Source organism: Nonomuraea sp. N2-4H, from assembly GCF_045291505.1.
Lineage (GTDB): Bacteria > Actinomycetota > Actinomycetes > Streptosporangiales > Streptosporangiaceae > Nonomuraea > Nonomuraea fastidiosa.
Map to the genome: position 1 here is coordinate 5475123 of NZ_CP147987.1, position 26063 is coordinate 5501185.

At 71.0% G+C, this 26063-nt stretch carries 23 protein-coding genes; 15 read left to right on the forward strand and 8 right to left on the reverse strand.

Annotation, left to right across the window (positions count from 1 at the left end; all coding sequences use genetic code 11):
* Positions 1-6: 6 nt before the first annotated feature.
* A complete protein-coding gene (locus tag WBK31_RS25080; protein WP_406673258.1) occupies positions 7-987 on the reverse strand; it encodes a LacI family DNA-binding transcriptional regulator in 981 nt (326 codons plus the stop codon).
* A gap of 291 nt (positions 988-1278) precedes the next feature.
* On the opposite strand from WBK31_RS25080, the gene WBK31_RS25085 reads away from it, so the two are divergent.
* The 3 genes from WBK31_RS25085 (at position 1279) to WBK31_RS25095 (ending at position 4856) form a co-directional block, all read left to right on the forward strand.
* A complete protein-coding gene (locus WBK31_RS25085; RefSeq protein ID WP_406673259.1) occupies positions 1279-2730 on the forward strand; it encodes a multicopper oxidase family protein in 1452 nt (483 codons plus the stop codon).
* Positions 2731-2897: 167 nt separating this feature from the next.
* The gene (locus WBK31_RS25090) at positions 2898-4283 is read left to right on the forward strand and encodes an APC family permease (RefSeq protein WP_378787247.1); all 1386 of its coding nucleotides are present in this window, start codon (positions 2898-2900) and stop codon (positions 4281-4283) included.
* 9 nt (positions 4284-4292) lie between these two features.
* Positions 4293-4856 (forward strand): GPP34 family phosphoprotein, encoded by a 564-nt coding sequence (locus WBK31_RS25095; protein WP_364056552.1) that lies wholly within the window; start codon positions 4293-4295, stop codon positions 4854-4856.
* A 22-nt stretch (positions 4857-4878) separates the two neighbouring features.
* On the opposite strand, the gene WBK31_RS25100 is transcribed toward WBK31_RS25095, so the two are convergent.
* On the reverse strand, positions 4879-5229 hold the full coding sequence (locus WBK31_RS25100; RefSeq protein ID WP_364056555.1) for a hypothetical protein: 351 nt from the start codon (positions 5227-5229) through the stop codon (positions 4879-4881).
* A 10-nt stretch (positions 5230-5239) separates the two neighbouring features.
* Positions 5240-6952 carry a hypothetical protein gene (locus tag WBK31_RS25105; protein WP_406673260.1) on the reverse strand — a complete coding sequence of 571 codons (1713 nt, stop codon included), beginning with the start codon at positions 6950-6952 and terminating at the stop codon, positions 5240-5242.
* A 690-nt stretch (positions 6953-7642) separates the two neighbouring features.
* Between WBK31_RS25105 and WBK31_RS25110 the strand changes: the two genes are divergently transcribed.
* Positions 7643-8062, forward strand: a complete 420-nt coding sequence (locus WBK31_RS25110) for a hypothetical protein (RefSeq protein ID WP_378787242.1) — start codon at positions 7643-7645, stop codon at positions 8060-8062.
* 320 nt (positions 8063-8382) lie between these two features.
* Positions 8383-9714: a glycoside hydrolase family 30 protein gene (locus WBK31_RS25115; RefSeq protein WP_406673261.1), complete on the forward strand. Its 1332-nt coding sequence runs from the start codon at positions 8383-8385 to the stop codon at positions 9712-9714.
* A gap of 64 nt (positions 9715-9778) precedes the next feature.
* Here the strand turns inward: WBK31_RS25115 and WBK31_RS25120 are convergent, their stop codons facing one another.
* From WBK31_RS25120 to WBK31_RS25130, 3 genes are read right to left on the reverse strand one after another with little or no spacing between them, the layout of a single operon-like run.
* Positions 9779-10882 carry a 5-methyltetrahydropteroyltriglutamate--homocysteine S-methyltransferase gene (locus WBK31_RS25120; protein WP_406673262.1) on the reverse strand — a complete coding sequence of 368 codons (1104 nt, stop codon included), beginning with the start codon at positions 10880-10882 and terminating at the stop codon, positions 9779-9781.
* Between the two features lie 5 nt (positions 10883-10887).
* On the reverse strand, positions 10888-12372 hold the full coding sequence (locus WBK31_RS25125) for an acyl-CoA synthetase (RefSeq protein WP_406673263.1): 1485 nt from the start codon (positions 12370-12372) through the stop codon (positions 10888-10890).
* 52 nt (positions 12373-12424) lie between these two features.
* Entirely contained in the window at positions 12425-13231 is an 807-nt protein-coding gene (locus WBK31_RS25130; protein WP_364056570.1) for a PaaX family transcriptional regulator C-terminal domain-containing protein, read from the reverse strand.
* 90 nt (positions 13232-13321) lie between these two features.
* On the opposite strand from WBK31_RS25130, the gene WBK31_RS25135 reads away from it, so the two are divergent.
* The 7 genes from WBK31_RS25135 to WBK31_RS25165 all read left to right on the forward strand — a co-directional run bounded on the left by WBK31_RS25135 (position 13322) and on the right by WBK31_RS25165 (position 22306).
* Positions 13322-14521, forward strand: coding sequence for an ABC transporter substrate-binding protein (locus WBK31_RS25135; protein WP_364056573.1), 1200 nt, complete (start codon positions 13322-13324; stop codon positions 14519-14521).
* A gap of 2 nt (positions 14522-14523) precedes the next feature.
* Positions 14524-15279 carry an ABC transporter ATP-binding protein gene (locus tag WBK31_RS25140; RefSeq protein ID WP_364056576.1) on the forward strand — a complete coding sequence of 252 codons (756 nt, stop codon included), beginning with the start codon at positions 14524-14526 and terminating at the stop codon, positions 15277-15279.
* The gene (locus WBK31_RS25145) at positions 15276-15935 is read left to right on the forward strand and encodes an ABC transporter ATP-binding protein (protein WP_406673264.1); all 660 of its coding nucleotides are present in this window, start codon (positions 15276-15278) and stop codon (positions 15933-15935) included. Before WBK31_RS25140 ends, WBK31_RS25145 begins: the two co-directional genes overlap by 4 nt.
* A gap of 22 nt (positions 15936-15957) precedes the next feature.
* Positions 15958-16818, forward strand: coding sequence for a branched-chain amino acid ABC transporter permease (locus WBK31_RS25150; RefSeq protein ID WP_364056582.1), 861 nt, complete (start codon positions 15958-15960; stop codon positions 16816-16818).
* Positions 16815-17792 (forward strand): branched-chain amino acid ABC transporter permease, encoded by a 978-nt coding sequence (locus WBK31_RS25155; RefSeq protein WP_364056585.1) that lies wholly within the window; start codon positions 16815-16817, stop codon positions 17790-17792. The genes WBK31_RS25150 and WBK31_RS25155 overlap by 4 nt, the downstream gene beginning before the upstream one ends.
* Before the next feature lie 475 nt (positions 17793-18267).
* Positions 18268-21312: an AAA family ATPase gene (locus tag WBK31_RS25160; RefSeq protein ID WP_364056588.1), complete on the forward strand. Its 3045-nt coding sequence runs from the start codon at positions 18268-18270 to the stop codon at positions 21310-21312.
* An 88-nt stretch (positions 21313-21400) separates the two neighbouring features.
* The gene (locus WBK31_RS25165) at positions 21401-22306 is read left to right on the forward strand and encodes an alpha/beta hydrolase family protein (protein WP_378787234.1); all 906 of its coding nucleotides are present in this window, start codon (positions 21401-21403) and stop codon (positions 22304-22306) included.
* A 159-nt stretch (positions 22307-22465) separates the two neighbouring features.
* Here the strand turns inward: WBK31_RS25165 and WBK31_RS25170 are convergent, their stop codons facing one another.
* Positions 22466-23026: an NADAR family protein gene (locus WBK31_RS25170; RefSeq protein WP_406673265.1), complete on the reverse strand. Its 561-nt coding sequence runs from the start codon at positions 23024-23026 to the stop codon at positions 22466-22468.
* 117 nt (positions 23027-23143) lie between these two features.
* Here WBK31_RS25170 and WBK31_RS25175 point away from each other — a divergent pair, with 117 nt between their 5' ends.
* Both WBK31_RS25175 and WBK31_RS25180 read left to right on the forward strand, forming a co-directional pair.
* Positions 23144-23569 (forward strand): hypothetical protein, encoded by a 426-nt coding sequence (locus tag WBK31_RS25175; protein ID WP_406673266.1) that lies wholly within the window; start codon positions 23144-23146, stop codon positions 23567-23569.
* Between the two features lie 365 nt (positions 23570-23934).
* Positions 23935-24537, forward strand: a complete 603-nt coding sequence (locus WBK31_RS25180; RefSeq protein ID WP_364056600.1) for a superoxide dismutase — start codon at positions 23935-23937, stop codon at positions 24535-24537.
* Positions 24538-24683: 146 nt separating this feature from the next.
* On the opposite strand, the gene WBK31_RS25185 is transcribed toward WBK31_RS25180, so the two are convergent.
* A complete protein-coding gene (locus WBK31_RS25185) occupies positions 24684-24938 on the reverse strand; it encodes a hypothetical protein (protein ID WP_364056602.1) in 255 nt (84 codons plus the stop codon).
* Between the two features lie 14 nt (positions 24939-24952).
* Between WBK31_RS25185 and WBK31_RS25190 the strand changes: the two genes are divergently transcribed.
* A complete protein-coding gene (locus WBK31_RS25190) occupies positions 24953-26020 on the forward strand; it encodes an ABC transporter substrate-binding protein (protein WP_378787229.1) in 1068 nt (355 codons plus the stop codon).
* Positions 26021-26063 lie beyond the last annotated feature (43 nt).

Here is a 26063-nt window from a genome sequence, read left to right on the forward strand (position 1 = left end):
CCCTTCTTAGGACGAGCCCCGCCGCAGGAAGGTCCACGACCGGACGATCTCGCGGGCGGGCGGCGGCTCATCGGCCTGGAGGCGGTCGAAGAGCAGGCGTACGACGTCGGTGTAGTCGTGGCGCAGCGGGCCGACGGTGCTGAGCTGCGGATTGGTGATGAGACCTTCGTCGATGTTGCCGACGCCGACGATGGCGACGTCATCGGGCACGGCGAGCCCCAGGTCCCTGGCGGCCGAGATGGCGCTGATCGCGGCCCGGTCGGCGGCGGCGAAGATCGCGTCGGGCCGGTCGGGCGAGCGCAGCAGCTCGGTCGCCGTCTGGTACGCCGCCACGCGGTCGTCGGCTCCCCCGGTGACGACGCGGTCGGTGACGCCGTGTCGCTCCAGGGCGGTGAGGTAGCCGAGCAGCCGCCCGGCCGGCTTGTCGCGGTAGAGCTCGTGCCGCTGCCCCATGAACGCGATGCGCCGCCGCCCGGTGGCCAGCAGGTGCTCGACGGCCTCCGCGCTGGCCTCGGCCTCCGGGGTGCCGACGACGTCGCAGCCTTCGAGGCCGCTCTCGTTGCTCAGCACCACCATCGGCAGCCCGGTGGCGGCCACCCCTTCGAGCAGGTCGCGGGCGAGGTGGTCACCGACCACGTTGATCAGCGCGCCGTCGGCGATGCCGCCGCGCAGCATCTCGATCGCGGCGGCGGCCCTGGCCTCGGAGTAGACGGCGAGGGTGATCACGGAGTAGCCGCGCGCGTCGGCCATCTCGTGCAGGTCGGTGGCCAGGCGCTCGTCGGCGGGGACGCCGCCGAACGTGCTCAGCACCAGGCAGACGCGCTGGGTGCGGCGTCTGCGCAGGCTCCTCGCCGCCTGGTTGGGGGTGTAGCCGAGCTGCCTGGCGGCGTCGAGCACCCGCTGCCTGGTCTCGGCGGCCACGGGTCTGTCGCGGCCGCTGAGGACGTAGGAGACGGTCGCCACTGACACGTTCGCCAGCTCGGCCACTTGTCGCGCTGTAGGTCTCATGTTAGTCGAATAACCTAGCATTCCCTATTGGGTTTTGGGGTAATTGGTGGCGGCGGATCTGGGAGAGCAGGTCAATCCCTGGTGTCCGGCCGCCACCCGGCCCGCAGTGTGCGTTAATCGATTAACACGCTAGTTCGCGGGCGAGGGCCCGGCAAGGGTCCGCACGACCCGGGACCCCCGGTTGTGATCGGCAGCGTGGCGCGCGGCTTCTGCGATCACTCTCCGTTACCTTGCGAGGTGAATGGGGGGATCTGCAGTGAATGGTTCGGCATGGGGTTCCGGCGGGGGCGTCTCCGCCGGCTGCTGTTCACCGGCACGTTCGCCGCCGCCGCAAGCGCCGTCACGGGCTCGTTCTCCGAGGCCGCGGTGGCCGACCGGCCCGGCCGTGCCCGGCGGCCGGGGCGCGGCATGGCACTGCGGGCCAAGCCCGCGACCGTCTCGCTCGGCGGGCGCAAGGTGGCGACCTGGACGTACGACGGCATGGTGCCGGGGCCGATCATCCGCGCCACGGCGGGCGGCGTCGTGCGCGCCCGGCTCGTCAACGACCTGCCTGCGGAGACCACCGTGCACTGGCACGGCATCAGGATCGACCCCAGGATGGACGGCGCGCCCGGCTACACCCAGGCGCCCACGAAGCCGGGCCGCGCCTTCGACTACGTGTTCAAGGTGCCCGACCCCGGCACGTACTTCTACCATTCGCACGTCGGCACCCAGCTCGACCGCGGTCTGTACGGCCCGCTCGTGGTGGCCGACCCGCACGAGCCGCTCGGCTACGACGAGGAGTTCGTGGTCCTGCTCGACGACTGGCTGGACGGCGTCGACGGCACGCCCGACGACGCGCTGCGCCGGCTCAACTCCACCACCGACCACGACGACACGCTGCGCAGCACGCTGCTCGGCGGGGTCTCCGCCGAGATCCGCCACCCGTTCCACCTGATCAACGGCCGGATGGCGGAGGCGCCCGAGGTGTTCAACAGCCGGCCGGGGCGGGTGGTGCGGTTCCGGGTGATCAACGCGGCGGCCGACACCGCGTACCGGGTGGCGCTCGGCGGTCACCGCATGACGGTCACGCACGCGGACGGGTTCCCGTGCGGGCCCGCCACCGTGGACGCGTTCCTCATCGGCATGGGCGAGCGGTACGACTTCGTCACCCGGCTGGGCGCGGGCGCGTTCCCGCTGGTCGCACTGGCCGAGGGCAAGGGGGCGCGGGCGTTCGCGATCGTCAGGACGACGCGCACCGCCCGGCGTCCGTCCCGCGACGTCAAGGTGCCGGAGCTGGAGCGGCGGCTGCTCGCCTACGCCGACCTCAGGCCGCGCCGCGCCGACGCGCTCCCCCGCCCGTCCAGGACCGTGACCGTGACGCTCGGCATGCGGCCGTCGGGCAACGAGTGGACGCTCAACGACCGGCTGGCCGCCGACCCGCTACGGGTGCGGGTGGAGAAGGGCGAGACGATCAGGATCGTTATGGACAACACCTCGCCCATGTGGCACCCGATGCACCTGCACGGCCACACCTTCCAGGTCCGCGTGGGCGATCGGCGCGGGCCGCGCAAAGACACGGTGAACATCAAGCCGCGTGAGCGGCTGAGCGTGGACGTCGAGTGCGACAATCCCGGCGAATGGATGTTCCACTGCCACAATCTCTACCACCAGGAGCAGGGCATGATGGGCGTTCTCGGGTACGGCCCGCCATCGCCCCGCAATCGCCACATGACCCATTAGGTCAGCTTCTGTCGGAGTTACGCTCAAGTAATGTATTACTCCCGACACATTTCACCAAAAGCGTGATTTTCAACATTTGGCGACGTACGGTCTTGCGACACGCGCCCACGCTGCGAAAGGATCTCCAGTCGGACCCCAGCCCGGCATGACGACTGGAGACGCCTGTCGTGCGCGCACAACAGAACATCGAGCAGTTCGGCTACCGCCAGGAGTTACACCGTGGGGTCGGCCTCGCCGACCTCATTTTCTACGGTTTGGCATACATGGTACCGATCGCACCTTTCGCGATATTCGGGAATGTCTATTCGGAATCAGGTGGCATGCCGGTCCTGGCGTACCTCGTCGGGATGATCGCGCTGCTGTTCACCGCCGCCTCGTACGCGCAGATGGTGAAGGCGTTTCCGCTGTCCGGCTCGGTCTACAACTACGCCGGGCGCGGCATCGCGCCGCCCGTCGGCTTTCTCACCGGCTGGATGGTGCTGCTCGACTACATTCTCGTCCCCTGCCTGCTCTACCTGGTGGCCTCGATCGCCATGAACGCCAGCGTGCCCGCCGTGCCCGTCTGGGCCTGGCTGGTCGGCTTCGCGGCGGTCAACACCGCGATCAACCTGCGCGGCATCAAGATGACGGTCCGCCTCACCCGCATCCTCATCGCGGTCGAGCTGGCCGTGCTCGCCCTGTTCCTGCTCGTCGGTGTCTGGGCGCTGCTGCGCGGCGAGGGCCACGGCTTCAGCTTCTCGCCGCTGTTCAACGCCGACACCTTCACCTGGCCGGTGATGTTCGCCGCCGTGTCGGTCGCCGTCCTGTCCTTCCTCGGCTTCGACGGCATCAGCATGCTGGTGGAGGAGTCGACCGGCGGCTCCGCCCAGGTCGGCCGGGCCATGCGCGTCGCGCTGCTGCTGGCCGGCGTGCTGTTCATCACCCAGGTCTGGGTGGCCGCGCTGCTCGTGCCCGACCCCGCCGGGCTCATCGAGCACCCCAGCGACACCGCCTTCTACGACGCCGCCGCCGTCGCGGGCGGCGAATGGCTCAGGCACGTCACCACCGCCGCGACCGCGCTCTCCTGGGGGCTGGTCAACACCATGGTCGCCCAGGTGTCGGTCTCCCGACTGCTGTACGCGATGGCCCGCGATCGGCAGCTGCCGTCGTTCCTCGCCAAGGTATCGGTGCGGCACTCCGTGCCGTCGAACGCGATCCTGCTCATCTGCCTGTTATCGATCGGCGTCGGCCTGTGGTCGGCCGCCCGCGACGACGGCGTCGCGCTGCTGTCGAGCCTGATCAACATGGGGGCGATGGTCGCGTTCATCGTCCTGCACGCCTCGGTCATCGTGCACCATGCCCTGCGCTCCGGCTCCGACCGGCTCTGGGCGCACCTCGTCTCGCCCCTGATCGGCGCCGGCATCCTGGTCTTCGTCGTGATCAACGCGGACATCATGGCCCAGCTCCTCGGCCTCGTCTGGCTCGGGCTCGGCGTGCTCGCGCTCATCACCCTGTACGCGCTCGGCCGCCGCCCCACGCTGCGGAGCATGCCCGCCGGATCGGACCGCCGCTGAGGAGGCCCCATGGACCGGCTGCCGCTGCACCAGGACCTCTACCTGATCGCTCACGACAAGTCCGGCAAAGCGTTCGTCCACCCGACGTCGCTCTCGCTCGGGCTGGCCGGCGCCGCCCTGCTCGACCGGCTCCTCGCGGAGCCTTTCACGCCGATCGGCGGCCGTGACCCCGCGCCCGCGGCGCTCATCAAGGGGGCCGCGGCGGGCGGGATCTACGAGCGCACCCGGGAGGAGCTGCTCGGCTCGGGGGTGCTCGTCCGGGTGACCGGGCGGCGGCTCGGCATGCTGCCGTACACGCGGTACGAGGTGGCCGACATCGCCGCCGTCGTCCGCGCGTCCTCGGGGGTGCGGGCGGCGGTCGAGGGCTGGAAGGCACCGGACGCGCGCTGCGCCGGGCTGTGCGGGCTGGTCGCGGTACTGCGCCTGGAGGAGCAGCTCTACCTCGACCAGCCGGCCGCCAAGCTGGTCGCCAGGCTCCGCGAGATCGCCGCCGGCGCCACCCCTCCGGTGGGCGAACTGGTGGAGACCGTGGACACGCTCGTCGCCGAGGCCGCCATCGCCGTCTACCGCTGACCGGCCCGGCACCGGGCGCGGGTCACGGAAAGAGGGCGCGGATCTGAGAGATCACCTCGACGATGACCGACACCTCGGCGGCCCGCGCCGACAGCCGCTTGAGCGCGTCCACGATCCGGGACCTGTCGGGCTCGGCCTCCTCCAGCTCGCGCCGCACGTCGGCGGCATCGCGCCGGGCCTGGGCGGGTTCGCGGACCTCGCCCTCGTGCTCGGCGAGCAGCCGTTCGAGCCGCTCGACCAGCCGTACCAGCTCATCGGCCCCCGCCTGGGCGGGCGGGTGACGGTGGACGGTGGCGCGGGCGTGCGGCCCCATGGCGATGGGGCCGCTGACCTCGCCGCCGCTGATGTGCACGCGGTACTCGTCGCCGCTCATGACCCCTCCCTCAGCTCGTGGCTCCGGCGGTGCCGTGCAGGGTGGCAGAGGAGTGCGGGCCGAACGCCATGGGCCCGCTGACCGTCGCGCCCGGCCCCACGGTCACCGTGGCGTTCATCGTGACCCCTGCCGCCTGCAAGCGGTAGGCCCCGGTGTCCACCTGGCGCTCCTCCAGGTAGTCGAGCACCGCCTCGGTGAGCCGGTGCTCGATCATCTTCACGTACTTGGCGACGTCGAGGGTCTGGATGTAGGTCTGCATGTCCGTGTCGGCGCCCAGTTCTCTGACGCTGCGCAGCGCCCCGTACGGGTAGACGATGTGCGCGCGCGGGTCGCGGGCCGTCACCCCCTGCCGGACGGCCTGCACCGCCGTGCGGACGACGCGCGCGGGCGCGGCGAGCACGTCGCGCAGCAGCCGCAGCCGCAGCACCCTGACGGCCTCCCAGGCGATGCGCCCTGGGTTCATCGACGGCAGCCGGTCCACCACGTGGTACGGATCCAGCACCGGCGGCAGCACGGTCACCACGAACTGCGTGTAGAGCATGCGGCCCTCGACCGCGAGGTAGATGAACGCCGAGGTGAGCGCCTCCTGCTCGGCCGCGGGCGCGACCAGCTCGCCCTTGGCGTCGCGGATCTCCTGCCCGGCGTTGCCGATCGTCACGCGCTGGTAATAGCGCACGCCGCCCTGCGGGTGGCGGGTGATGGCGGCGATCTCCTCGGGCGTGGCCTGGTACCTCGGCAGGCCGTCCTTGCCGATGAACGGGTGCGCGCCGGGCAGCCGCCGCCCGGTCCAGTCGGCCACGGTGAACAGGCCGCGCATCACCACGTGGTCGCCGATGTCCAGCCGCTGGACGCCCTCGTTGGGCCGTAACACGTGGTCGCGCATCTCGGCCATCCGCCGCCGGACGAAGGCGTGCAGGTCGACGGGGTCGATGTCCACGGGCGTGTGCTGCCGCCTGCTGCCCGCGCCGTCGCGTACGCGGTCGAGCTCGACCGCGATGGACCAGGTCCGCTCGACTCTCCCGGCGCCCAGGAAGGCGTTCTCGTTGCCGTACATGGTGATGTTGCCCCACTGGGCGCGGCGGATGTAGTCGAGGCGGGCGCTGGTCTGGGGATGGACGGCCCGGCCCGGCGGCTCCGGCGTGCCCGGCCTGAGCGAGCCGGCCAGCGTGAGGTAAATGACGACCCGGTAGATCACGGCGACGCCGAGCGTAGCGGCGGGGACGAACAGCGACTGCGTGAGCGTGCCGCCGGCTCCCAGGGCCGCGAGCGGTTCTGGGAGGCCGAAGTCGGAAGAGCCGTAGCCGAGAGAGTCGTAACGGCCGGTGTCGAACATCGCGATGTAGAGGCTGAAGATCACCGCCGCGAACATGGAGAAGATCCCATAGACGGCCCAGAACCAGATGAGCAGCCGCAGGATGATCGGCCAGCGCCGTACGCGGCGTCCGGTGAGCAGAGCGAACGGGATCAGCACGAAGATCCAGTTCAGCGCGGTGAGGGGCGATATCAGCAGCCCGGCCGCGAACAGCGCGGAGATGAGGATGTCGCGGATGAGAAGCAGCTGCTGCGAGCGCCGACAGTGGTGGAGCACCGGGATGAGGTCGAACCCGCCGTAGGAGGGCGGGACCGCCCGGTAGGGGTCGGCAAGCAGCTCGTCGAGAACCCGGTAACGGAATTCACTGTCGAGGTAGGCGGCGGCGCACAGGTAGCGCGTCACGTTGCTCATCAGGAACGCCGGCGTTCTGCACGACCATGAGCCCTCTCCCATCATTTCTCCTTGAGGGCAGAGCTTATGAGCGGCGAATGCTGCACGTGTGGGTTGTTAGCAAATAGTCTCTCGTCCGTAGCGCGAAACACCGAGCCTTCCACTAATTCCAACACACCCCTTTCTACCCATTTTCCTGTTACATTTCCGGGAGGGTGCTGTGGCGTACGAATCAGGGTCTGAACGCCGGTGCGGACGGTGCGGATCGCACGTCGGCTCCCTCGCCCAATGCCCCCGCTGCGGCGTCCCGCAGATACAGCAGGGCGGCCTCCCCGTCTCCACTCCGGGCACCGGCCCCACACCTGCGCCGGGCGGCGGCGATGAGCCCGACCGGCTGCGCCCGCCAGCCCCGGCGTGGCGGCGAGCTCCGGCGCTGGCCGGCGCGATCGCGGCGGTGCTGACGCTCGCCTTGGCCGGGTGGATCGTCGTCGGTCGCACGGGCGGCGATGCGGCTGCTGGCGGCGGCGCGGACCAGGCCGAGGCCGCGGAACGGCTTCCGGAGAGCGCCTCGGACGCGCAGGCGGGTGAGAACGCCGGCCCGAGTCCGACGAGGCCGAGCCCGGCACGAAGACCGACTCCTCCGACACCGACGGCTCCGATACCGACGAGACTGGCGACACCGAGGAGCGGGCCAGGTGGCAGGCCAAGGAGGTGAACAGGCTGCTGTCGAGCAGCACGTCCGCCCGTTCCGGCCTGAGCGAGGCCCTCGACGCCGCCGCCCGGTGCGAGAGCGCCGGGCCGAGCAGGATCGAGGAGATCACAGAATCCCGCCGCACCCAGCTCTCCGCCGCACGGAGCCTGACGGTGTCGGCGCTGACGGACGGAGCGCAGCTTAAGGACGCCCTGGTGACCGCGCTGGACGCCTCCTATCAGGCCGATCGCGCGTTCCTGGCCTGGGCGCGGAAGCTCGCGGCGTCGGGATGCCCGGGTGCGGTGCGGGAGCACCGCGATTACCTGCGGGGACTCGACTGGTCGAGGGCGGCGCAGGAGGCGAAGGCGCGTTTCGCCCGATCGTGGCGGCCGATCGCCGAGACGTACGATCTGACCGCTTGGAAAGCCGACCAGATCTGATCAGCGGCCTTTTCGCCTTACCAGACGGCTTTTCTACCCGCCGTTTCACGAAATTTCGGCTCGGCCTGATTCCAGGGACCGACCGCCACGACGGCTCCAGATCGAGGCCCCGCTTTCCACCGCGCCTTCCACCGGGCTTTCCACCGGACTTTCGGCCGTGCTTTCTGCCGGTCTTTCCGCCGTCCTTTGTGAGCGATGCGCGGGATGAAACGCCGATGAAACGCGCTCAGCGTGTGGTTGACGAGCCCGCGCCCGAGCGCTTAGGTTCGCGGAGATCGACGAAACATATCGTCATTTTTCCGAAAACTTTCGGAGGCGCCATGTTACGCGGAATCCTCGCGATCGGCCTGCTCGGCCTCCCCGCCGTACACCCAGGGCACCCGGCACCGCCCCCGGCCATCACCGTCAACGAGCACGTCAGGCACCAGGAGATCGACGGCTTCGGCATCTCCCAGGCGTTCCGCCGCAACGAGCTGCTCAAGGCGCTGCCCGCCGCCAAGCAGCGCGAGGTGCTCGACCTGTGGTTCCACCGCACCAAGGGGGCCGGGCTGAGCATCCTGCGGCTCGGCATCGGCTCCTCCCCCGCGGGCAGCCCGTACGACCACATGGTCTCGATCCAGCCCGAGGACCCCGGTGGCCCGGACGCCCCGCCCAAGTACATGTGGGACGGCGACGACAACAGCCAGGTCTGGGTGGCCAAGGAGGCCAAGCGGTACGGGGTCGAGCGGTTCTTCGCCGACGCCTGGAGCGCCCCCGGCTACATGAAGGACAACGGCGACGACAAGAACGGCGGCACGCTGCTGCCCGAGTGGCGGCGCGCGTACGCGAAGTACCTGGTGGCGTACACGCAGTTCTACGCCGAGGAAGGCATCAAGATCACCGACCTGGGCTTCACGAACGAGCCCGACTACACGGCCCCGTACGCGTCCATGCGCTTCACCCCGGAGCAGGCCGCCGAGTTCGTCAAGGTGCTCGGGCCGATCGCGCGCGACACGAACGTGGTCTGCTGCGACTCGTTCGGCTGGCGCGAGGCCAAGGCGTACACGGCGGCCATCGAGGCCGACCCGGAGGCGCGGCGCTGGGTGAAGACGCACACGGGCCACACGTACGCGAGCCCGGTGGACGGCCCGCTGCCGACGTCCAGGAAGACGTGGATGTCGGAGTGGAACCCCAGCGGGAACACGTGGAACGAGGCGTGGGACGACGGCAGCGGCTATGACGGCATGACGATCGCCAAGGCCGTGCACGACGCGCTCACGCTGGGCAACGTCAGCGCGTACGTCTACTGGCTGGGCGGCTCGCGCGGCGAGACCAGGGCGCTGCTGCAGCTCGACGACGAGGCGGGCGAGTACCACGTCTCGAAGCGGCTGTGGGCGCTGGCCGGCTACAGCCGGTTCATCAGGCCGGGCGCGGTCCGGCTTGAGGCGGGGGCGGCCGATCCGGCGCTGAAGGTCTCGGCGTTCCGCAACCGCGACGGCTCGAAGGTGATCGTGGCGCTCAACACCGGCACGGCCCCGGTCGAGTGGACGGGCGTGCGGGGCCGGGCTTCGGCGTACGTGACGGACGAGGCCCGCTCGATGGCCCCGGTGAGCGTCGGGAGGGGCGCGGTGACGCTGGCGCCGCGCGCGCTCACCACGGTCGTCATCCGCTGACCTGGACGGCTCCCCACCCGGCGGAACGGGTGGGGAGCGGGTCAGCCCCTGGTGAGGCCCGGTGTCAGCCCCAGACCTCCTGGGCGGTCTCCACGATGAGCCGGAGCTTGGCGAACTGCTGCTCCTCGGTCAGTTCGTTGCCCTCGACGGTGGAGGAGAAGCCGCATTGCGGAGACAGGCAGAGCTGGTCGAGGTCGACGTACTTGGCGGCCTCGTCGATGCGCCGCTTGAGCGTGTCCTTCGACTCCAGCTCCCCGTGCTTGGTGGTGACCAGGCCGAGCACGACCATCTTGCCCTTCGGCACGAACCGCAGCGGCTCGAAGCCGCCGGAGCGCTCGTCGTCGTACTCGAGGAAGAAGCCGTCCACGTTCAGCTCGTTGAACAGGGCCTCGGCGACGAAGTCGTAGGAGCCGGACGCGGCCCAGGAGGAGCGGAAGTTGCCCCGGCACATGTGGGTGGTGACGGTCATGCCGTCGGGCTTGGCGGCCAGCGCGGCGTTGATCTGCTTGATGTAGCGCAGGTGCATGTGGTCGGCGTCGTCGCCGCGCTCGGCCAGCTCGGCGCGCTGTGCGGGGTCGTTGAGATAGGCCAGGCTGGTGTCGTCGAACTGCAGGTACGCGCAGCCGAGCTCACCGATCCTCCGCACCTGTTCGGCGTAGGCGGCGCTGAGGTCGTGCCAGAACTCCTCGACGTCGGGATAGACCTTCGGGTCGATGGCGGCGGGCCCGCCGCGGTAGTGGACCATGCTGGGCGACGGGATGGTCAGCTTGGGCGTGACGCCCTCGCCGGCGGTGTCGCGCAGGAAGGTGAAGGCGTCGGCGAAGATCGGCTCGTTGAGCGTGATGCGGTCGTGCACGCGCAGCGCGGCGGGGGTGAACTCGATGTCGCCGCGCTCGTTGTGGAAGCGCACGGTGATCTTCTCGTCGTCGGCCTGCCCGATGCCGCCGAGCCGGTAGATGAAGTCCATGTGCCAGGAGGACCGGCGGAACTCGCCGTCGGTGGCGCTTTGCAGCCCGACCTCGCGCTGCTTGCGTACCACGTCCCTGATGGCCGCGTCCTCGGCGGCGCGCAGCTCGTCGCCGGTGAGGGTCTGGCGGGCGCGCAGCAGCTCCTGGGGACGCAGCAGGCTGCCGACGTGGTCGGCGCGGAAGGGCGGTGAGGTACGCATGGGGATCATCCTCCTCCGTAGAGCTTTCTCAGCGGGGCCTTGAGGAGCTTGCCCGCCGCGTTCTTGGGCAGTTCCCCGACGAATTCCACATATTTCGGGATCTTGTAGCGGGCGAGGCGTCCGTCCAGGTGCTTGAGCAGGTCGTCCGCGCCGGCCCGGTGATCGGGGCGGAGCACGACCAGGGCCTTGCCGACCTCGCCCCACCGCTCGTCCGGCACCCCGATCACGGCGCACTCGGCGACGGCCGGGTGCTCGTACAGGGCGCTCTCAACCTCGGCGGGGTAGATGTTCTCGCCGCCGGAGATGATCAGGTCGTTGATGCGGTCGGAGATGCGCACGTAGCCGTCCTCGTCGGCCACGCCGATGTCGCCCGAGCGGAACCAGCCGTCGTCCGACAGCACCTTGGCGGTGTCCTCGGGCCGCCGCCAGTCGCCGGCCATGACGTTGGGGCCCTGCACGTACAGCTCGCCGGGCCGGCCCGGCGCGGCGGGCGAGCCGTCGGGGGCGACCAGCCGGACGTCGGAGAAGAAGCACGGCACCCCGGCCGTGCCCGCCTTGTCCACCGAGCGCTCGGCGCCCAGGAAGAGCGCGCCGGGCGAGGTCTCCGTCATGCCGTATCCCTGCAGGAACGTCAGCCCCCGCTCCTGGTACGTCCTGATCAGCGGCTCGGGCACCGGCGCTCCCCCGCACAGCAGGTGGCGCAGGCTCGACAGGTCGGCGGTCGGCCAGCGCGGCGACTGGGCGATGAAGCCGAACATCGACGGCACACCGAACATCACCGTCACCCGCTCGCGCTCGATGAGGTCGTAGGTGCGGTCCACGTCGAACGACGGCTCCAGCACGGCCCTGCCGCCCTTGAGCACGCACGGGATCAGCGTCTGCGCCAGCGCAGCGATGTGGAACATGGGCGCGCTGATCAGCACCACCTCGTCGTGCGCCAGCGGCACGTCCACGAGCAGGTTGACCGCGTTCCACGTGAGGTTGCCGTGGGTGAGCATGGCGCCCTTGGGGCGTCCCGTGGTGCCCGAGGTGTACATGATCAGGCAGATGTCGTCCTGGCTCACCGGCTCGTCGACCGGCTCGGGCGAGCCGGACGCGATCAGCTCCTCGTACTCCGCGGCGCCCACGTGCCTGCCGGGCAGCCCGCCGCCGTCGCGCTCCTCGCCGAGCACGAGCACGGCGGCCTCGGCGTCCTCCAGGATGTAGCGCAGCTCGGGCTCGGCCAGGCGGGTGTTGAGCGGCACGAACACGGCCCCCAGCAGCCCGGCGGCGAAGAACGTCTCCACCATCGCGGGCTGGTTGACCCCGAGGAAGGCGACCCGGTCGCCGCGCCGCACGCCGAGTGTTCCGCCAAGGGCGCAGGCCAGCCGATAGACACGTTCCAGCAGCTCACGGTAGGTGCGATCGCGCCCGCGGTAGGACAGCGCCACCCGCTCGGGCGTCATGCGCGCTCTGCGCGCCGGCCACGAGCCGATCCCTTGATTCCGCATCGGGCCCTCCTCGACGCTCAAGCCCTCAAGTTAGGCCACTTTTCGACTGCTGTCACGGTTCTGCCGAACTTTCGTCCGGGACGGTGTCGAGAAGATCGGCCACGATGCCGGCCGCCTGCGGCCTGAACCGCTCGTGCAGCGAGTGGCAGACCCGCTGCGCCTTCTCGGCCGGCCAGTCGTGCGGCAGGTAGCGCAGCGGCAGCCGCGGATCGGTCCTGATGATCTGCAGCCAGCCGGTCAGCAGCATGAGCGAACGGGCCAGGTCGTCGGGGGCCTCGGGGGCCGGGTCGGCGGTGTCCCAGCGGCGCAGGAACTCCCGGTAGCGCTCGCCGAGCCCTTCGAGGTCGTAGGCGTCGCGGACGAGGGCCTGCATGTCGGTCGGAGTCCTGGGCTCGGCGGCGAACACCTTGACGTTCGCGCCCAGGTCCTCGATCACGCCGGTGGCGTCCACCTCGCCCGGGGCGATCCACAGGCCGTTCTGCAGCGGGCCGAAGCCCGCCCAGACCAGCCGCGAGCGCAGCTCGTGCCGCTGGCGCTGCCACGACTCCGGCAGCGAGAAGCCGATCAGCGTCCAGCGGTCGGCGTCGGAGTCGTTGACCACGCCGCTGTGCCAGATGCGCCGCTCGCCGTCCTTGAGCACCTCGGTGCTGATGGGGGTGAGGCCGAAGTACATGCGCCGGCCCGAGCGCTGGCGGCGCAGCAGGCCGCGCCGCACCATCCTGGTCAGCGTCGAGCGGGTCGCCTCCTCCGAGATGCCGACCTTGCCGAACGCCTCGATGAAGCTCCGCGAGGCGACGCAGATCCCGCGGCCGTACACGTAGTCGCCGAGGAAGGTCAGGATCGCGGATTGGGGCCTCATTGCGGGTCTCCCGATATTCGGCACTCTATTGACAGCCGTAATGTACCTGCCTACTGTCGGGGCCACCATCGCCCGGTCTCGGAGGTCCTGATGCGCAGGCTTCTACCGTCCCTGGCTTGTCTCCTACTTGCGATCACCGCGTGCGGGGGCGGTGGTGACGGCGGGGGCGGCGGCTCGGGTGGGCAGGACCCGATCAAGATCGGCCTGATCGTCTCCCTGACCGGCAACTACACGCCGCTCGGCAGCGAGGACAAGAAGGCCGTCGAGCTGGCCGTCGAGCAGGTCAACCAGCAGGGCGGGCTGCTCGGCCGCAAGGTGGAGCTGATCACCAGAGACGACAAGACCGCACCCGACCAGGGCATCGTCGCCTACAACCAGATCAAGGGCGAGATCGACGCACTGATCGGGCCGGTGTTCTCCAACTCTGCGCTCGCCATCGAGCCGCTGGCGCAGCGCGACAAGATGCCGTACCTGTCGCTCGCCCCGGCCCAGGAGCAGGTCGAGCCGATCAAGTCGTACATCTTCGTCACCCCCGCCCTGTCCAGCATGTACGCCGAGCGCTTCCTGCAGTACATCCAGGCCGAGGGCATCAAGACGATCGCCGTGGCCTGGGACTCCAAGAGCGCCTACTCGGTCTCGGGACACAAGGCGATGGTGGAGCTCGCGCCCAAGTACGGCGTGACGATCGCCGTCGACGAGCCGTACGAGACCACGACCTCCGACTTCAGCCCCGTGTTCACCCACGTGCGCGACTCCGACGCCGAGGCCCTGGTGTTCTGGGGCTCGGGCGCGCCCGGCGTGACGGCGGCCAAGCAGTACAAGGCGTCGGGGCTGAAGACCCCGCTGTTCCTCACCGGCTCGCAGGCCAGCAAGCTCTGGCTGGAGCCGATGGGCGACGCCGCGGAAGGCATGATCGTGCAGAGCGCGATCGGCGTGGTGGGCGAGCACCTGCCCGACGGCAAGCAGAAGCAGGTCATCGACCAGATGGCGGGGCCGTACGAGGAGAAGCACGGCTATCCGCCGCCGCAGTTCGCCCAGGACGGCTACAGCGCCTCGCTGCTGCTGTTCGAGGCGATCAAGAAGGCCGGCAGCACCGACAAGACCAAGATCCAGCAGGCGCTGGAGACCATGGACCTGATCACGCCCAACGGCCGCTTCCGTTACTCCCCCACCGACCACTCCGGGCTCACTCCCGAGTACATCTCGATCAACACGGTCAAGAACGGCGAGTTCGTCCCGACCGAGTGGGCCAAGGAGCAGCTCGCCAAGACCGTCTCGGCGCTGGGGTAGGCGTGCTCGAGGTCACCGGCGTCTCCCGCTCCTTCGGCGGCGTCTACGCCGTCCGCGACGTGTCGCTGAACGTCGCGGACGGCGAGACCTGTGCCGTCATCGGCCCGAACGGAGCCGGGAAGTCCACCCTGTTCAACCTCATCACCGGGCACCTGGCCGCCGACTCCGGCCGCATCTCCTTCCTCGGCCGCCGGGTGGACCGGCTGCCGCCGCACCGTAGGGCCAGGCTCGGCATGTCGATCGTCTTCCAGGCGGCCCGGGTCTTCCACGGCATGACGGTCAGGGAGAACGTCATGGTCGGCGCGCACGGGCGTACCCGGGCCGGGTTCGTCTCCGCGGCGCTGCGGCTGCCCCGGCACCGGGGCGACGAACGGGAGATCGGCGCCGCCGCGGATGACGCACTGGAGCGGGTCGGCCTGGCCGAGTGGGCCGACCGCCCCGCCGACCGGCTGCCCATCGGCCAGCAGCGGGCGCTGCAGCTCGCCCGCGCGCTGTGCGCCCGGCCCCGGCTGCTGCTGCTCGACGAGCCCGCGTCCGGCCTGCGCGGCGAGGAGCGCGAACGCCTCGCCACGCTGGTGGAGGAGCTGCGGGCCGACGGGCTGACGATCCTGCTCATCGAGCACGACGTGGCGTTCGTGACCCGGCTGGCCGACCGCATCGTGGTGCTCGACCTCGGTCAGGTCATCGCCGACGGCCCGCCCGCCGAGGTCAGGTCCGACCCCCTCGTGCTCGCCGCCTACCTCGGACAGGCCTCATGATCGACGTCCAGGACCTGGTGGTCTCGTACGGCACCGCGACCGCGCTCGACCACGTCACGCTGACCGTCGGCAAGGGCGAGATGGTGGCCCTGCTCGGACCCAACGGCGCCGGCAAGTCGACGCTCGCCGACACCCTCGCCGGGCTGCTGCGGCCGGCCTCCGGCAGCGTGCGGATCGACGGCAGGCTCGCGCTCATCCCCGAGGGCCGCCAGCTCTTCCCCGACCTGTCCGTGGCCGACAACCTCGCGCTCGGCGGCTGGCGCTCCGGCCGACGCGACCCGTCCGCCGTGTACGAGCTGCTGCCCCGCCTGGCCGAGCTGGCCGGGCGGCGGGCCGGGGTGCTGTCCGGCGGCGAGCAGCAGATGGTGGCCTTCGGCCGGGCCCTGATGTCCGAGCCTGACGCGCTCGTGGTGGACGAGCTGTCGCTCGGGCTCGCCCCCGGCGTCACCGCCGACCTGGCCGCCCACCTCGCCGAGCTGAACCGCTCCCGCGGGCTGACCGTGCTGCTCATCGAGCAGAACGCGCGGCTGGCGTTCGACCTGTGCTCGCGGGCGTACGTGCTGGAGTCGGGGCGGCTGGTCACCGAGGGCGAGTGCGCGCGGCTGGCCGACGACCCCCGGGTGGCCGGCGCGTACCTGGGAGGAGCGATCACGTGAACGGTCCCAGGGAGGTGGCGCGGTGAGCGCGTTCCTCACGTACCTGCTGAACGGCCTGGCCGTCGGCTGCGCCATCGCGCTCATCGCCAGCGGCCTGGTCACCATCCACCGCGTCACCGGCGTGGTGAACTTCGCCCAGGGCACCTTCGCCGTCGTCGCGGGCCTGTGCACGTCGTCGCTGCTCGGACTCGGCTTCCCGCACGGGCTGAGCGAGGTGGCCGCCGTGCTCGCCGCCGCGCTCGCCGGGCTGCTCACCGGCCTTGCCGCCATCGGCAGGCCGGGCACCACGCCGCTGTCGTCGCTGATCGTCACGCTCGGCGTGGGCGTGCTGGCGTACGCGGTCGAGATCGTGCTGTGGGGCGACCAGCCACGCTCCGCCCCCGGGCTGGCCGGCTCGGTGGTGATCGCGGGGGCACGCATCCAGACCCAGCACCTGCTGGTCATCGGGGTGACCGCGGCCACGTTCGCGCTGCTGGCCTTCTTCTTCGGGCGCACCTACCTGGGCAAGGCGCTGACCGCGTGCGCGTCCAACCCGTACGCCGCCCGCGTCGTCGGCATCGACGTGCGGCGGATGGGGCTGCTCGCGTTCGCGCTCGGCGGGCTGCTCGGCGGCATCGCCGGGGTGCTGGTGACGCCGCTGCGGCCGATCTCGTTCGACACCGACGTCACGCTCATCGTCAACGCCTTCGCCGCCGCCGTCTTCGGCGCGCTCACCCGGCCCGTGATCGCGCTGGTGGGCGCGCTGCTGCTGGGCGTCGCCGAGACCATGGCCGCCGGTTACGGCTACGGCTCGCACCAACTGGAGATCGCGCTCGGGCTGATGATCGTGGTCATGATCGTGCAGGCGAGCCGCCGTACCACGCTCTCCCAGGAGTCCGCATGATCAGGATCGTCGCCGGGCTTCTCGCCGCCGCCGTCACGCTCGCCCTGCCCGCGGTGCTCGACGACAGCGCGCTCGCCGTGTACATCCTGCTCGGCCTCGCCGCCATCGTCACCGTCGGTGTGTCGCTGCTCATGGGGTACGCCGGGCAGGTCTCGCTCGGCCAGGGCGCCTTCTACGCCATCGGTGCCTACACCGCCGCGCTGCTCGCGCTCGGCGGCGTGCCCCCGGTCGCAGGACTGGTCGCCGCGCCCGTCGTGGCCGCCGCGTCCGCGCTCGTCATCGGCGTCCCGCTGCTGCGCCTGCGCGGCCACCACCTCGCCTTCGCCACCCTCGCCATGCAGCTCATCCTGCTGTCGCTGGCCGGGCAGCTCGAATTCACCGGCGGCGACATCGGGCTGCAGGCCATCCCGCAGTTCTCCATCGGGTCGTTCGAGGCCGAGAGCGCCGTCGCCTACGCGTACCTCACCTGGGGCGGGCTCGCGCTCGTCCTCCTGATCACCCACAACGTGATCACCTCGCGTCCCGGCCGGGCCCTGCGCGCGCTGGCCACCAGCGAGACCGCGGCCGCCTCGTCCGGCATCCCCGTCGGGCGCTACAAGCTGGTCGTCTTCGCGCTGTCCGCCGCCTTCGCCGGGCTCGCCGGGGGCATCTACTGCTTCTACACCGGGTACGTCGCGCCCGGCTCCTTCCCCGTGCTGATCTCCATCCAGTACATCGTCATGGCCGTGGTCGGCGGGCTCGGCACGCTGTGGGGCGCGGTCGTGGGGGCCGCCGCCATCACGCTGCTCGTGCAGGGGCTCGACGGGCTCGCCACGCTGCCGGGGATGCCGTCGTACGCGCCCAGCGTGCTGTCGTACGCGGTGTACGCGCTCGTCCTCATCGTCGTCGTGCTGTTCCTGCCCCAGGGGCTGTTGCCCGCCGTGTCCGAGCGGTTCTCCAGGAGGCGGCGGGTGCGCGAGGAGCGTGCCCGGTGACGGCTGCCGTGCGGAAAGCACGTCCTGTGAGAGTTGCCGTGCGAGGGACGCGCCGGTGAGGGATGCCGTGCGAGGGACGCGCCCGTGAGGGATGCCGTGCGAGGGACGCACCCGTGAGGGATGCCGTGCGAGGCGCGCGCCGGTGAGAGTTGCCGAGGCGCGCCGGTGAGAGTTGCCGTGTAGGAGGCGCGCCGGTGAGAGTTGCCGTGTGGAGGACGCCGCCGGCGGCTGCTGCCGTGGGGTTGGAGTGCCAGGTGAATTGCGTTTTGCGGCGAATGTGCCCTTTCACGGCCGACATCCGCGCGTAACACTGGACGCTGTGTCCCCTGTCACACGTGTTCCTGCGGTGCACGACCTTCGGGAGGAGCGCGGCGCCTCTTCGGAAGAGCGCGGCCTCGCGGGCTTAGGCGGCCCGCCTGGGGTGCGCGATCTACCTGGGCCGCGTGGCCTTCCGGAGGCGTACGGCCTGCCTGGGGTGCGCGGCCTGCCTGGGGTGCGCGGCCTGCCTGGGGTGCGCGGCATTCCGGCGGTGCGCGGTCGCGGCGCGGAGGAGCAGGCGCTGCGGCGGCTCCTCGACGGCGCCCGCGACGGCGACGGCGGGGCCCTGGTGCTGGTGGGCGAGCCCGGCATGGGCAGGACCACCCTGCTCGACCTCGTCGCCGGGCTGGCCGGGGAGGAGTTCCTGGTGCTGCGGGTGTCGGGGGTGGCCGCCGAGTCGCGGCTACCGTACGCCGGGTTGCACGGCTTGTTACGTCCGGTCGCCGGGGACGCCGCCGCCCTGCTGCCGGAACCGCAGCTCCGCGCCCTGGCCCCGGTGCTGCAACCAGAGCTGTCGTCCACGGCTGAAGGCGGCGAGACGGTGGCGGGCGCGGCCCAGGGCGGCGGGCCGACGTTGCCCGTGCCCGCACCTACTGCGGCTGAGGGTGGCGGGCCGATGCCACCCGCGGCAGCGCCAGGCGCGACCCGGGGCGGCGGGCTGGCGTTGCCCGCGGCCGTGCTCGCGCTCCTGGCGGCGGTCGCGGCCGAGCGGCCGGTGCTCGCCTGCGTGGACGACATGCACCTGCTGGATCCCGCCAGCCGCGAGGCGCTGGCGTTCACGGCCAGGCGGGTGGCGGGCGAGCGGGTGGCCCTGGTGTTCACCACCCGTACCGGCGAGCCACCGGAGCCCCGTACAGACGAGAACGGGACAGCCGAGACGGCGGGAACGGGCGGTAGCGCACGGGACCGCGCGGCCCGAACAGGCGGAACGGCGCCGGGCCGGGCGGCGGGAACGGGCGGGGCGGTGCCCGGCTGGGCGGCGGGGCTGCCGGTGCTGACGCTGGGCGGGTTGGACGGGACGGCCGTACGCGAGCTGGCCGACGACCTGGCACCGGGCGAGATCACCGACGAGCTGCTGGCCGCACTGAACCAGATCGCCCGCGGCAACCCGTTGGCGCTTACCGAGCTGATCGGCTCGCTCACCAGGGACCAGCTGAGCGGCGTCGCCGCCCCGCCCGAGACGCTGCCCAGGGACGGCCGCCTGTGGCGGGAACAGGCGTCCCGGCTGGCCGCGCTGCCCGAGGAGACCGTACGGCTGCTGCTGCTCGTCGCCGCCGACCCGGAGATCGACGTGCCCGCGCTGCTCGCCGCCGCCCGCCCGAGTTGCGCGCTCGCCGTCCTGGAGCCGGCGGAGCGCGCCGGCGTCCTGCACGCCATCGGCGACCGGTACGCCTTCCGCGACCCGGCTCTGCGCGGCGTCGCCTACCACGGGGCCTCGCTCCTCCAGCGCCGCACCGCCCACCGCCGCCTCGCCACGCTCATCGAGCCGGGGGACGACCGGCCGGGCGCGCGGCTCAGGCGGGCGTGGCACCGCGCCTGGGCCATGGACGCCGCCCCCGACGAGCTGGCCGACGACCTCGCAGCGGCGGCCAGGGACGACCGCACGCCGGGCGGGCACCCCGAGACGTACCAGGCGCTGGAAAGGGCGGCCGAGCTGACCGGCCGGCACCGCCCCGAGAAGGCGGAACGGCTCGCCGCGGCGGCCAGGCACGCCTGGGTGGCCGGCCGCCCGCAGGTGGCCCGCGCGCTGCTGGCCCGCCTGCACGGCCTGGCGGCGGCGCCGAACGAGGTGCGCGCCCGCGTACGCCTCCTGCGCGGCAGCCTGGAACTCCTCGGCGGCGAGACCGGCAGCGCCAGGGAAGAACTGCTGGCCGCGGCGACGTGGCTGCTGGAGAGCCACCGCGTCCTGGGGGTGCGGGCGCTGGTGCGGGCGGCGGACGCCAGCTACCGCGCGGGCGACAACCGCCAGTTCATCGCGATCGCCCGGCAGGCGGCGGCTTTGCGCCGTCCGGACGAGCCGGTGCCCGCGCAGCTCATGTTCGAGTACCTGGAAGGGATGGCCGCCACGTTCAGCGGCGCGCACCGGGAGGCGGCGGCGCCGCTGCGCCGGGTGGTGGAGCTGGCGGGCGCGGTGGACGACCCGTCGGTGCTGGTGTGGGGGTGCGTGGCGAGCATGCTGCTGGGCGAGGAGGCCTCCGCGCAGCGCCTGTCGGCCCGCGCGCTGGAGGCGGCCGGTGTGCGCGGTGCGGCCTCGGCGATGCCGCAGCTTCTGGAGTACTCGATCTATCCGGAGGTGTGGACGGGCCGCTACGCGTCGGTGGCCGAGACCGCGGCCCGCGGCCTGCGCCTGGCCAGGGAGGCGGGCCAGCTCAACACGGCGGCCCAGCACCTGGCCTGGCTGGCGATGACGGCGGCGGTGGAGGGCGACCAGGAGACGTGCCGGATGCGCGCGGACGCCGCCATCGACCTGGCCGGGGCGCACGACCTGGGCATCGCCGGTGCGATCGGCACGTGGGCGCTGGCCTGCCTCGACCTGGCGGCCGGTCGCCCTGCGGACGCGGCGGGCCGGTTGCGTGCCGAGCGGCGTACCAACCGCCATGTGGTGATCCGCGTGATGGCCACGCCGCACCTGATCGAGGCGTGCGCGCGTACCGGCGATCATGAGGGCGCCGAGGAGGCGCTGAAGGTGCTTGAAGGCTGGGTGGGCAGCACGCGCAGCCCCGATCTGCGGGCGCTGGTCGCCCGCTGCCGCGCCCTGCTCGCCGGTCCCGGCGAGGCGGACGAGCTGTTCAGGGAGGCGCTGGAGCTGCACGCGCAGGGCGGCCACGAGTTCGAGGCGGCGAGGACGCGGCTGCTGTACGGCAGCGCGCTGCGCCGCGACCGCCGCCCTGGCGCGGCGAGGGCGCATCTGCATGCGGCGCTGGAGACGTTCGAACGCTACGGCGCCCGCCTGTGGACCGAGCAGGCCAGGACCGAGCTGCGCGCTTCGGGCGAACCGGTCGGCCCGGCCCCGGCGGCGGCCACCGCCCGGCTGACCGCGCAGCAGCTGCGGATCGCCCGCATGGTGGCCGAGGGCGCCACCAACAAGGAGGTGGCCGAGCAGCTGTTCCTCAGCCCCCGTACGATCGAGCACCACCTGCGCAACATCTTCACCCGGCTCGGCGTCCGCTCCCGCGTCGAACTGGTAAGGCTCATGTCCTGATCGAGGACCGGTGATTTCACCGATGCACGGTTGACCGCCGCTCCGAACAATGGCGAAAGACAGCTGTCACCGACCGAGCCACCCCCCGATGAGCAGGGAGTATGACGACGTGCAGCTCTTCACCCCCCGATCATGCGCGCGAACGTTGACCAAGCTCGCCCTCGCCGTCTCGCTGATCGGCGGCACCCTCGCGGCCACCTCCCCCGCCCACGCGGCCGGCGACGAACGCGGCCCCGACCCCACCGACGCGCTGCTCGAAGCCTCCAGGGGCCCGTTCGCCACCGCGGAGACCAGGGTCTCGGCGCTGGTGCCCGGCTTCGGCGGCGGCACCATCTACTATCCGCTCGACACCAGCCAGGGTACGTTCGGCGCGATCGCCATCTCCCCCGGCTACACCGCCCGCTGGTCCAGCCTCGAGTGGCTGGGCCCGCGCATCGCCTCGCACGGCTTCGTGGTGATCGGCATCGAGACCAACACCATCTACGACCAGCCCGACAGCCGGGGCCGCCAGCTCCTCGCCGCCCTCGACTACCTGGTCGAGGACAGCCCGGCCACCGTGCGCAGCCGCATCGACCCGAACCGGCTGGCCGTGGCCGGCCACTCGATGGGCGGCGGCGGCACGCTCGAGGCGGCCAACAGCCGCCCGTCGCTGCAGGCGGCGGTGCCGATCGCGCCGTGGAACCTGCAGAAGTCGTGGTCCGGCGTACGCGTCCCGACCATGATCATCGGCGGTGAGGCCGACGCCATCGCCCCGGTCCTCACTCACTCCAAGCTGTTCTACGACAGCATCCCGGCGTCGTCGGAGAAGGCGTACCTGGAGCTGAACAACGCCAGCCACTTCTTCCCGCAGCTGCCCAACACCACGATGGCCAAGTCGATGGTGGCCTGGCTGAAGCGGTTCGTGGACGACGACACCCGCTACGAGCAGTTCCTCTGCCCGCCGCCCAGCGGCCTGGCGATCTCGGAGTACCGCGACACCTGCCCCAGCTCCTGATCCCTATTTCCTTGGTAACCGCTGATGGCGGCCGCAAGACGCGGCCGCCATCGGCGCATACACCGAACCGCAGGGCCTCGGGACACAGGTGGCCGGGGAACGGCGAGAAGTAGCACGGCCAAAGCGGCAAACCGCCCACCGACCGGCCCGATGGGTTTGTCACGACCGCCGAAGCGTGTCGCGAACCTCCATCAGGGCGAACCCGAGCAGATTGAGCCCCTGCCACATCTCCGGCTGCTCGGCCCGCTCGTCATCGGCCGCCAACCCGATCCCCCAGATCCGATCCACGGGACTGGCCTCCACCAGCACCCGCTCACCGGTCCCCAGCAGAAACTCCCTGAGCTCGGGATTCTGCCCGAACTTGGCGAGATTGCCCTGTACCACGATGTCGAACCGGGCCGCCGCCCACTTCTCCTCGTCGAAGCCCCGTACAAGCCGCCCGAGATCCTTGGCCTGCTTGGGATGCCCGGCCGCGACGATGGCGCTCGCCGTCTCCTCATCCCCGAACAGCCGCGCCTTCCCCGCCATCATGAAGTGCTCAGCGGTCGCGTACGTGACCCCGTCCACCACGAACTCCGCCGGCCACCACTGCGACAGGCACCCGGCTCCCACCCCACCGGACCGCGGCGGCCGATGCCCCCAGAACTTCAGGTACCTGACCCGCTCCCCCCGCCGGACGGCCTCGACCAACCCCTGCACATCCCGCACCACTTCCGCCATACCCCCAACCATCCCAAATCCCCACAGGTCACCGCCAACCGCTTTCCGCTCGTCCGGTACCGGGAGCGTGCACGAACGCTGCCCCGCCCGCCAGAAGGGCACCCCGGAAGAGGCCGCGTGAGCAGACGGACCGGCGAGCGGAGGAATCCGCCGCTGCGCGTCTTCGTGCTCGACAGCGAGGCGCTGTCCCTCGCCGTACGGGGCGACCGGAAAATGATCGCCTGGCTCGATCTCGCCGCCCGCGGTCATGCGGAGGTGGTGACGTCGCCGATGACGGTGGTCGAGGCGTACGACGGGAGGATCACCGAGCAGCGCTGGGACTGGGTGCTCTCCCGGGTCAACGTCGCCGAAGTGGGCAAGGACGAAGCCCGCGAGGCGCGCCGGCTCCTGTCCGACGCCAAGCTCCACGGCCACAAGCACGTGATCGCTGCCGTGCTCGCCGTCATCGCACGACGTCAGAAGGGACAGGTCACCGTCCTCACCTCGGACCCAGGCGACCTGGAAAGGCTCGTCCCCGGCACGATCCTCGTCAAGAAGATCTGACCCCTCCGGCTCCCGTCACCGATGGGTGACCCGGGTCAGGTACCGGGTTCGTACTCCCCTGCGCATCCCCCTGGCCGCGCCAGCGACCGTTTCCCCACCCACCGACGACACCTCCTCCATGGATTTCGGCCTGAGCGGCACGTACGCCAGCAGGGGATAAACCTCCGCTGATACTGACCTCCCGGCCACCTGCCGTTGAGGCGGAAACTTCTTCAGAGCGTCGTCGATGATCCCGTGCAACGCCCTGGCACAGGCTGATGAGCGGAAGTCGCCGCGGTTGTCGGCACGTTGCCCGGGACATTCGCTAGTTGCTGATCTAATGTTATTGCAAAGAATACGCAACTACATACTTGGGGAGATAGCTCATGGGGCAGTACACCCTCCCGGACATGCCGTACGACTACGCGGCGCTGGAGCCCGCGATCACCGGCGAGATCCTGGAGCTGCACCACGCCAAGCACCACGCCGCCTACGTCAAGGGCGCCAACGACACCTTGGAGCGGCTGGCGGAGGCCCGCGAGAAGGGCGAGTTCGGCGGGCTGGTCGGGCTGGAGAAGACGTTCGCGTTCAACCTGTCGGGCCACGTGCTGCACAGCATCTTCTGGCAGAACCTGTCGCCTGACGGCGGCGACCGCCCTGACGGCGATCTGGCGGCGGCGATCGACGAGCACTTCGGCTCGTTCGAGGCGTTCAAGAAGCAGCTCACCACCGCCACCACCACCGTGCAGGGCTCGGGCTGGGGCGTGCTGGCCTGGGAGCCGGTCGGCCGTCGTCTGGTGGTCGAGCAGGTCTACGACCACCACGGCAACGTCGGCATGAACACCACCCCGCTGCTCGTCTTCGACGCCTGGGAGCACGCCTACTACCTGCAGTACCGCAACGTCCGCCCGGACTACGTGGAGAAGCTGTGGGACCTCATCAACTGGAACGACGTCATCGCCCGTTACGACGCCGCCCGCGGCGCCTGACGCATCCCCCATGCCGGCGACGTCCGCCCGGTCACAGCTTGGTCCGCAAGGCCGGGCAGGCGTCGCTTCCGTGAGCATCCGCCTCGTCCCACCGGACGAGGCGGATGCCTTCCCGGCCGGCGTGGCCGAAGTGGCCGGCCGGGTCTTCACTCACCCACACGCGTGCCGACGCGGCGCTCGGCTTGTATCGCGAGGCGCGGCTGGCGGGCGGTGGCGATGCGCCCGGAAACCGCAGCCAGGCCGATCATGGCCCGCAGGCCTGGCGGCACCCTGTCCGGAACGGCGATGCCGGCGTGAGATTTGTCCAGCACAGAGGCGTACATCACCTTGATGCCACTTGCTGGCAATTGCACATAATGTGCAGAATGAGGCTCTCGATCACCTCTGTTGTCGAGCGCCACGGGAGACGCACCGCATGAGCCGCCCGCCCCATACCCATGCCAGGCACCGCACCGGACGCGGTGGACGGATCACCAGCAGACTGCTCGTCCTGGTCACGGCTCTCACGCTGACGACGGCCTGCTCCCAGCCCTCCACGGAGGGCAGTGCGCAGGTGACCGAGCAGGCGGCTCCCGGCTTCCCGGTGACGGTGGAGAACTGCGGGCGCAAGCTGACGTTCGACCGGCCGCCGTCCAAGGTCGTCACCGGTTACCACCCGGCGCTGGAGACGCTGCTCGCGCTCGGGCTGGGCGATCGGATCGCCGGGCGTACGAACTTCTCCGAGAGCGCGTTCCTGCCCGGCCAGAAGGAGCAGTACGACAAGATCCAAGAGATCTCACCGACGATCATGTTGCCGCAGAAGGAGATCATGCTCGCCCAGGGCGCCGACTTCGTCCTGGACAATTCGATGGCCGGCTTCGACGCCGCCGGCGGCTACGCCACCGTGGAAGAGCTGGACGCCGCCGGCTCGCCCGTCTACATCCTGGGCGGATGGTGCAGTCCCGAGGAGGTGCTCACGTTCACCCTCGACGACACCTTCGACGACCTGCGCAACCTCGGCAAGATCTTCGGCGTCTCCGACCGTGCCGAAGCGCTCATCAGCGAGCTGCAGGGCGAGCTGGCCGATGTCAAGAAGCGCGTGGAGGGCCGCACTCCGGTCAAGGTGCTCGCCACCGACGGCGGCGAAGGCCCCGTCAACGCCTTCGGCGGTTCCGGGATCACCAACCAGATGATCGTCGCGGCAGGAGGGGAGAACGTCCTCAAGGACGTCAAGGGCGACTACACCGAGGTCAGCGCCGAACAGATCAGCGCCTCCGAGCCCGAGGCCATCCTGGTCAGCGACTACGCCACGCTGCGCGGTGAGGACATGCCCACTTCGCAGGCCAAGGCGGAGGAAGCCTTCGCCATCGTCAGGAACAGCCCGGCCGCCAAGAACAAGCGCTACCTGGCCCTTCCGGTCGCGGCCCAGCATCCCGGCTACCGCAACATCCTGGCGATCACCGACATCGCCCGGTTCCTGCACCCGGACGCCTTCGCCCAGTGACCAGCATGCTCCGGCAGAACCCGGCACCCGCCGGAATCGTTCC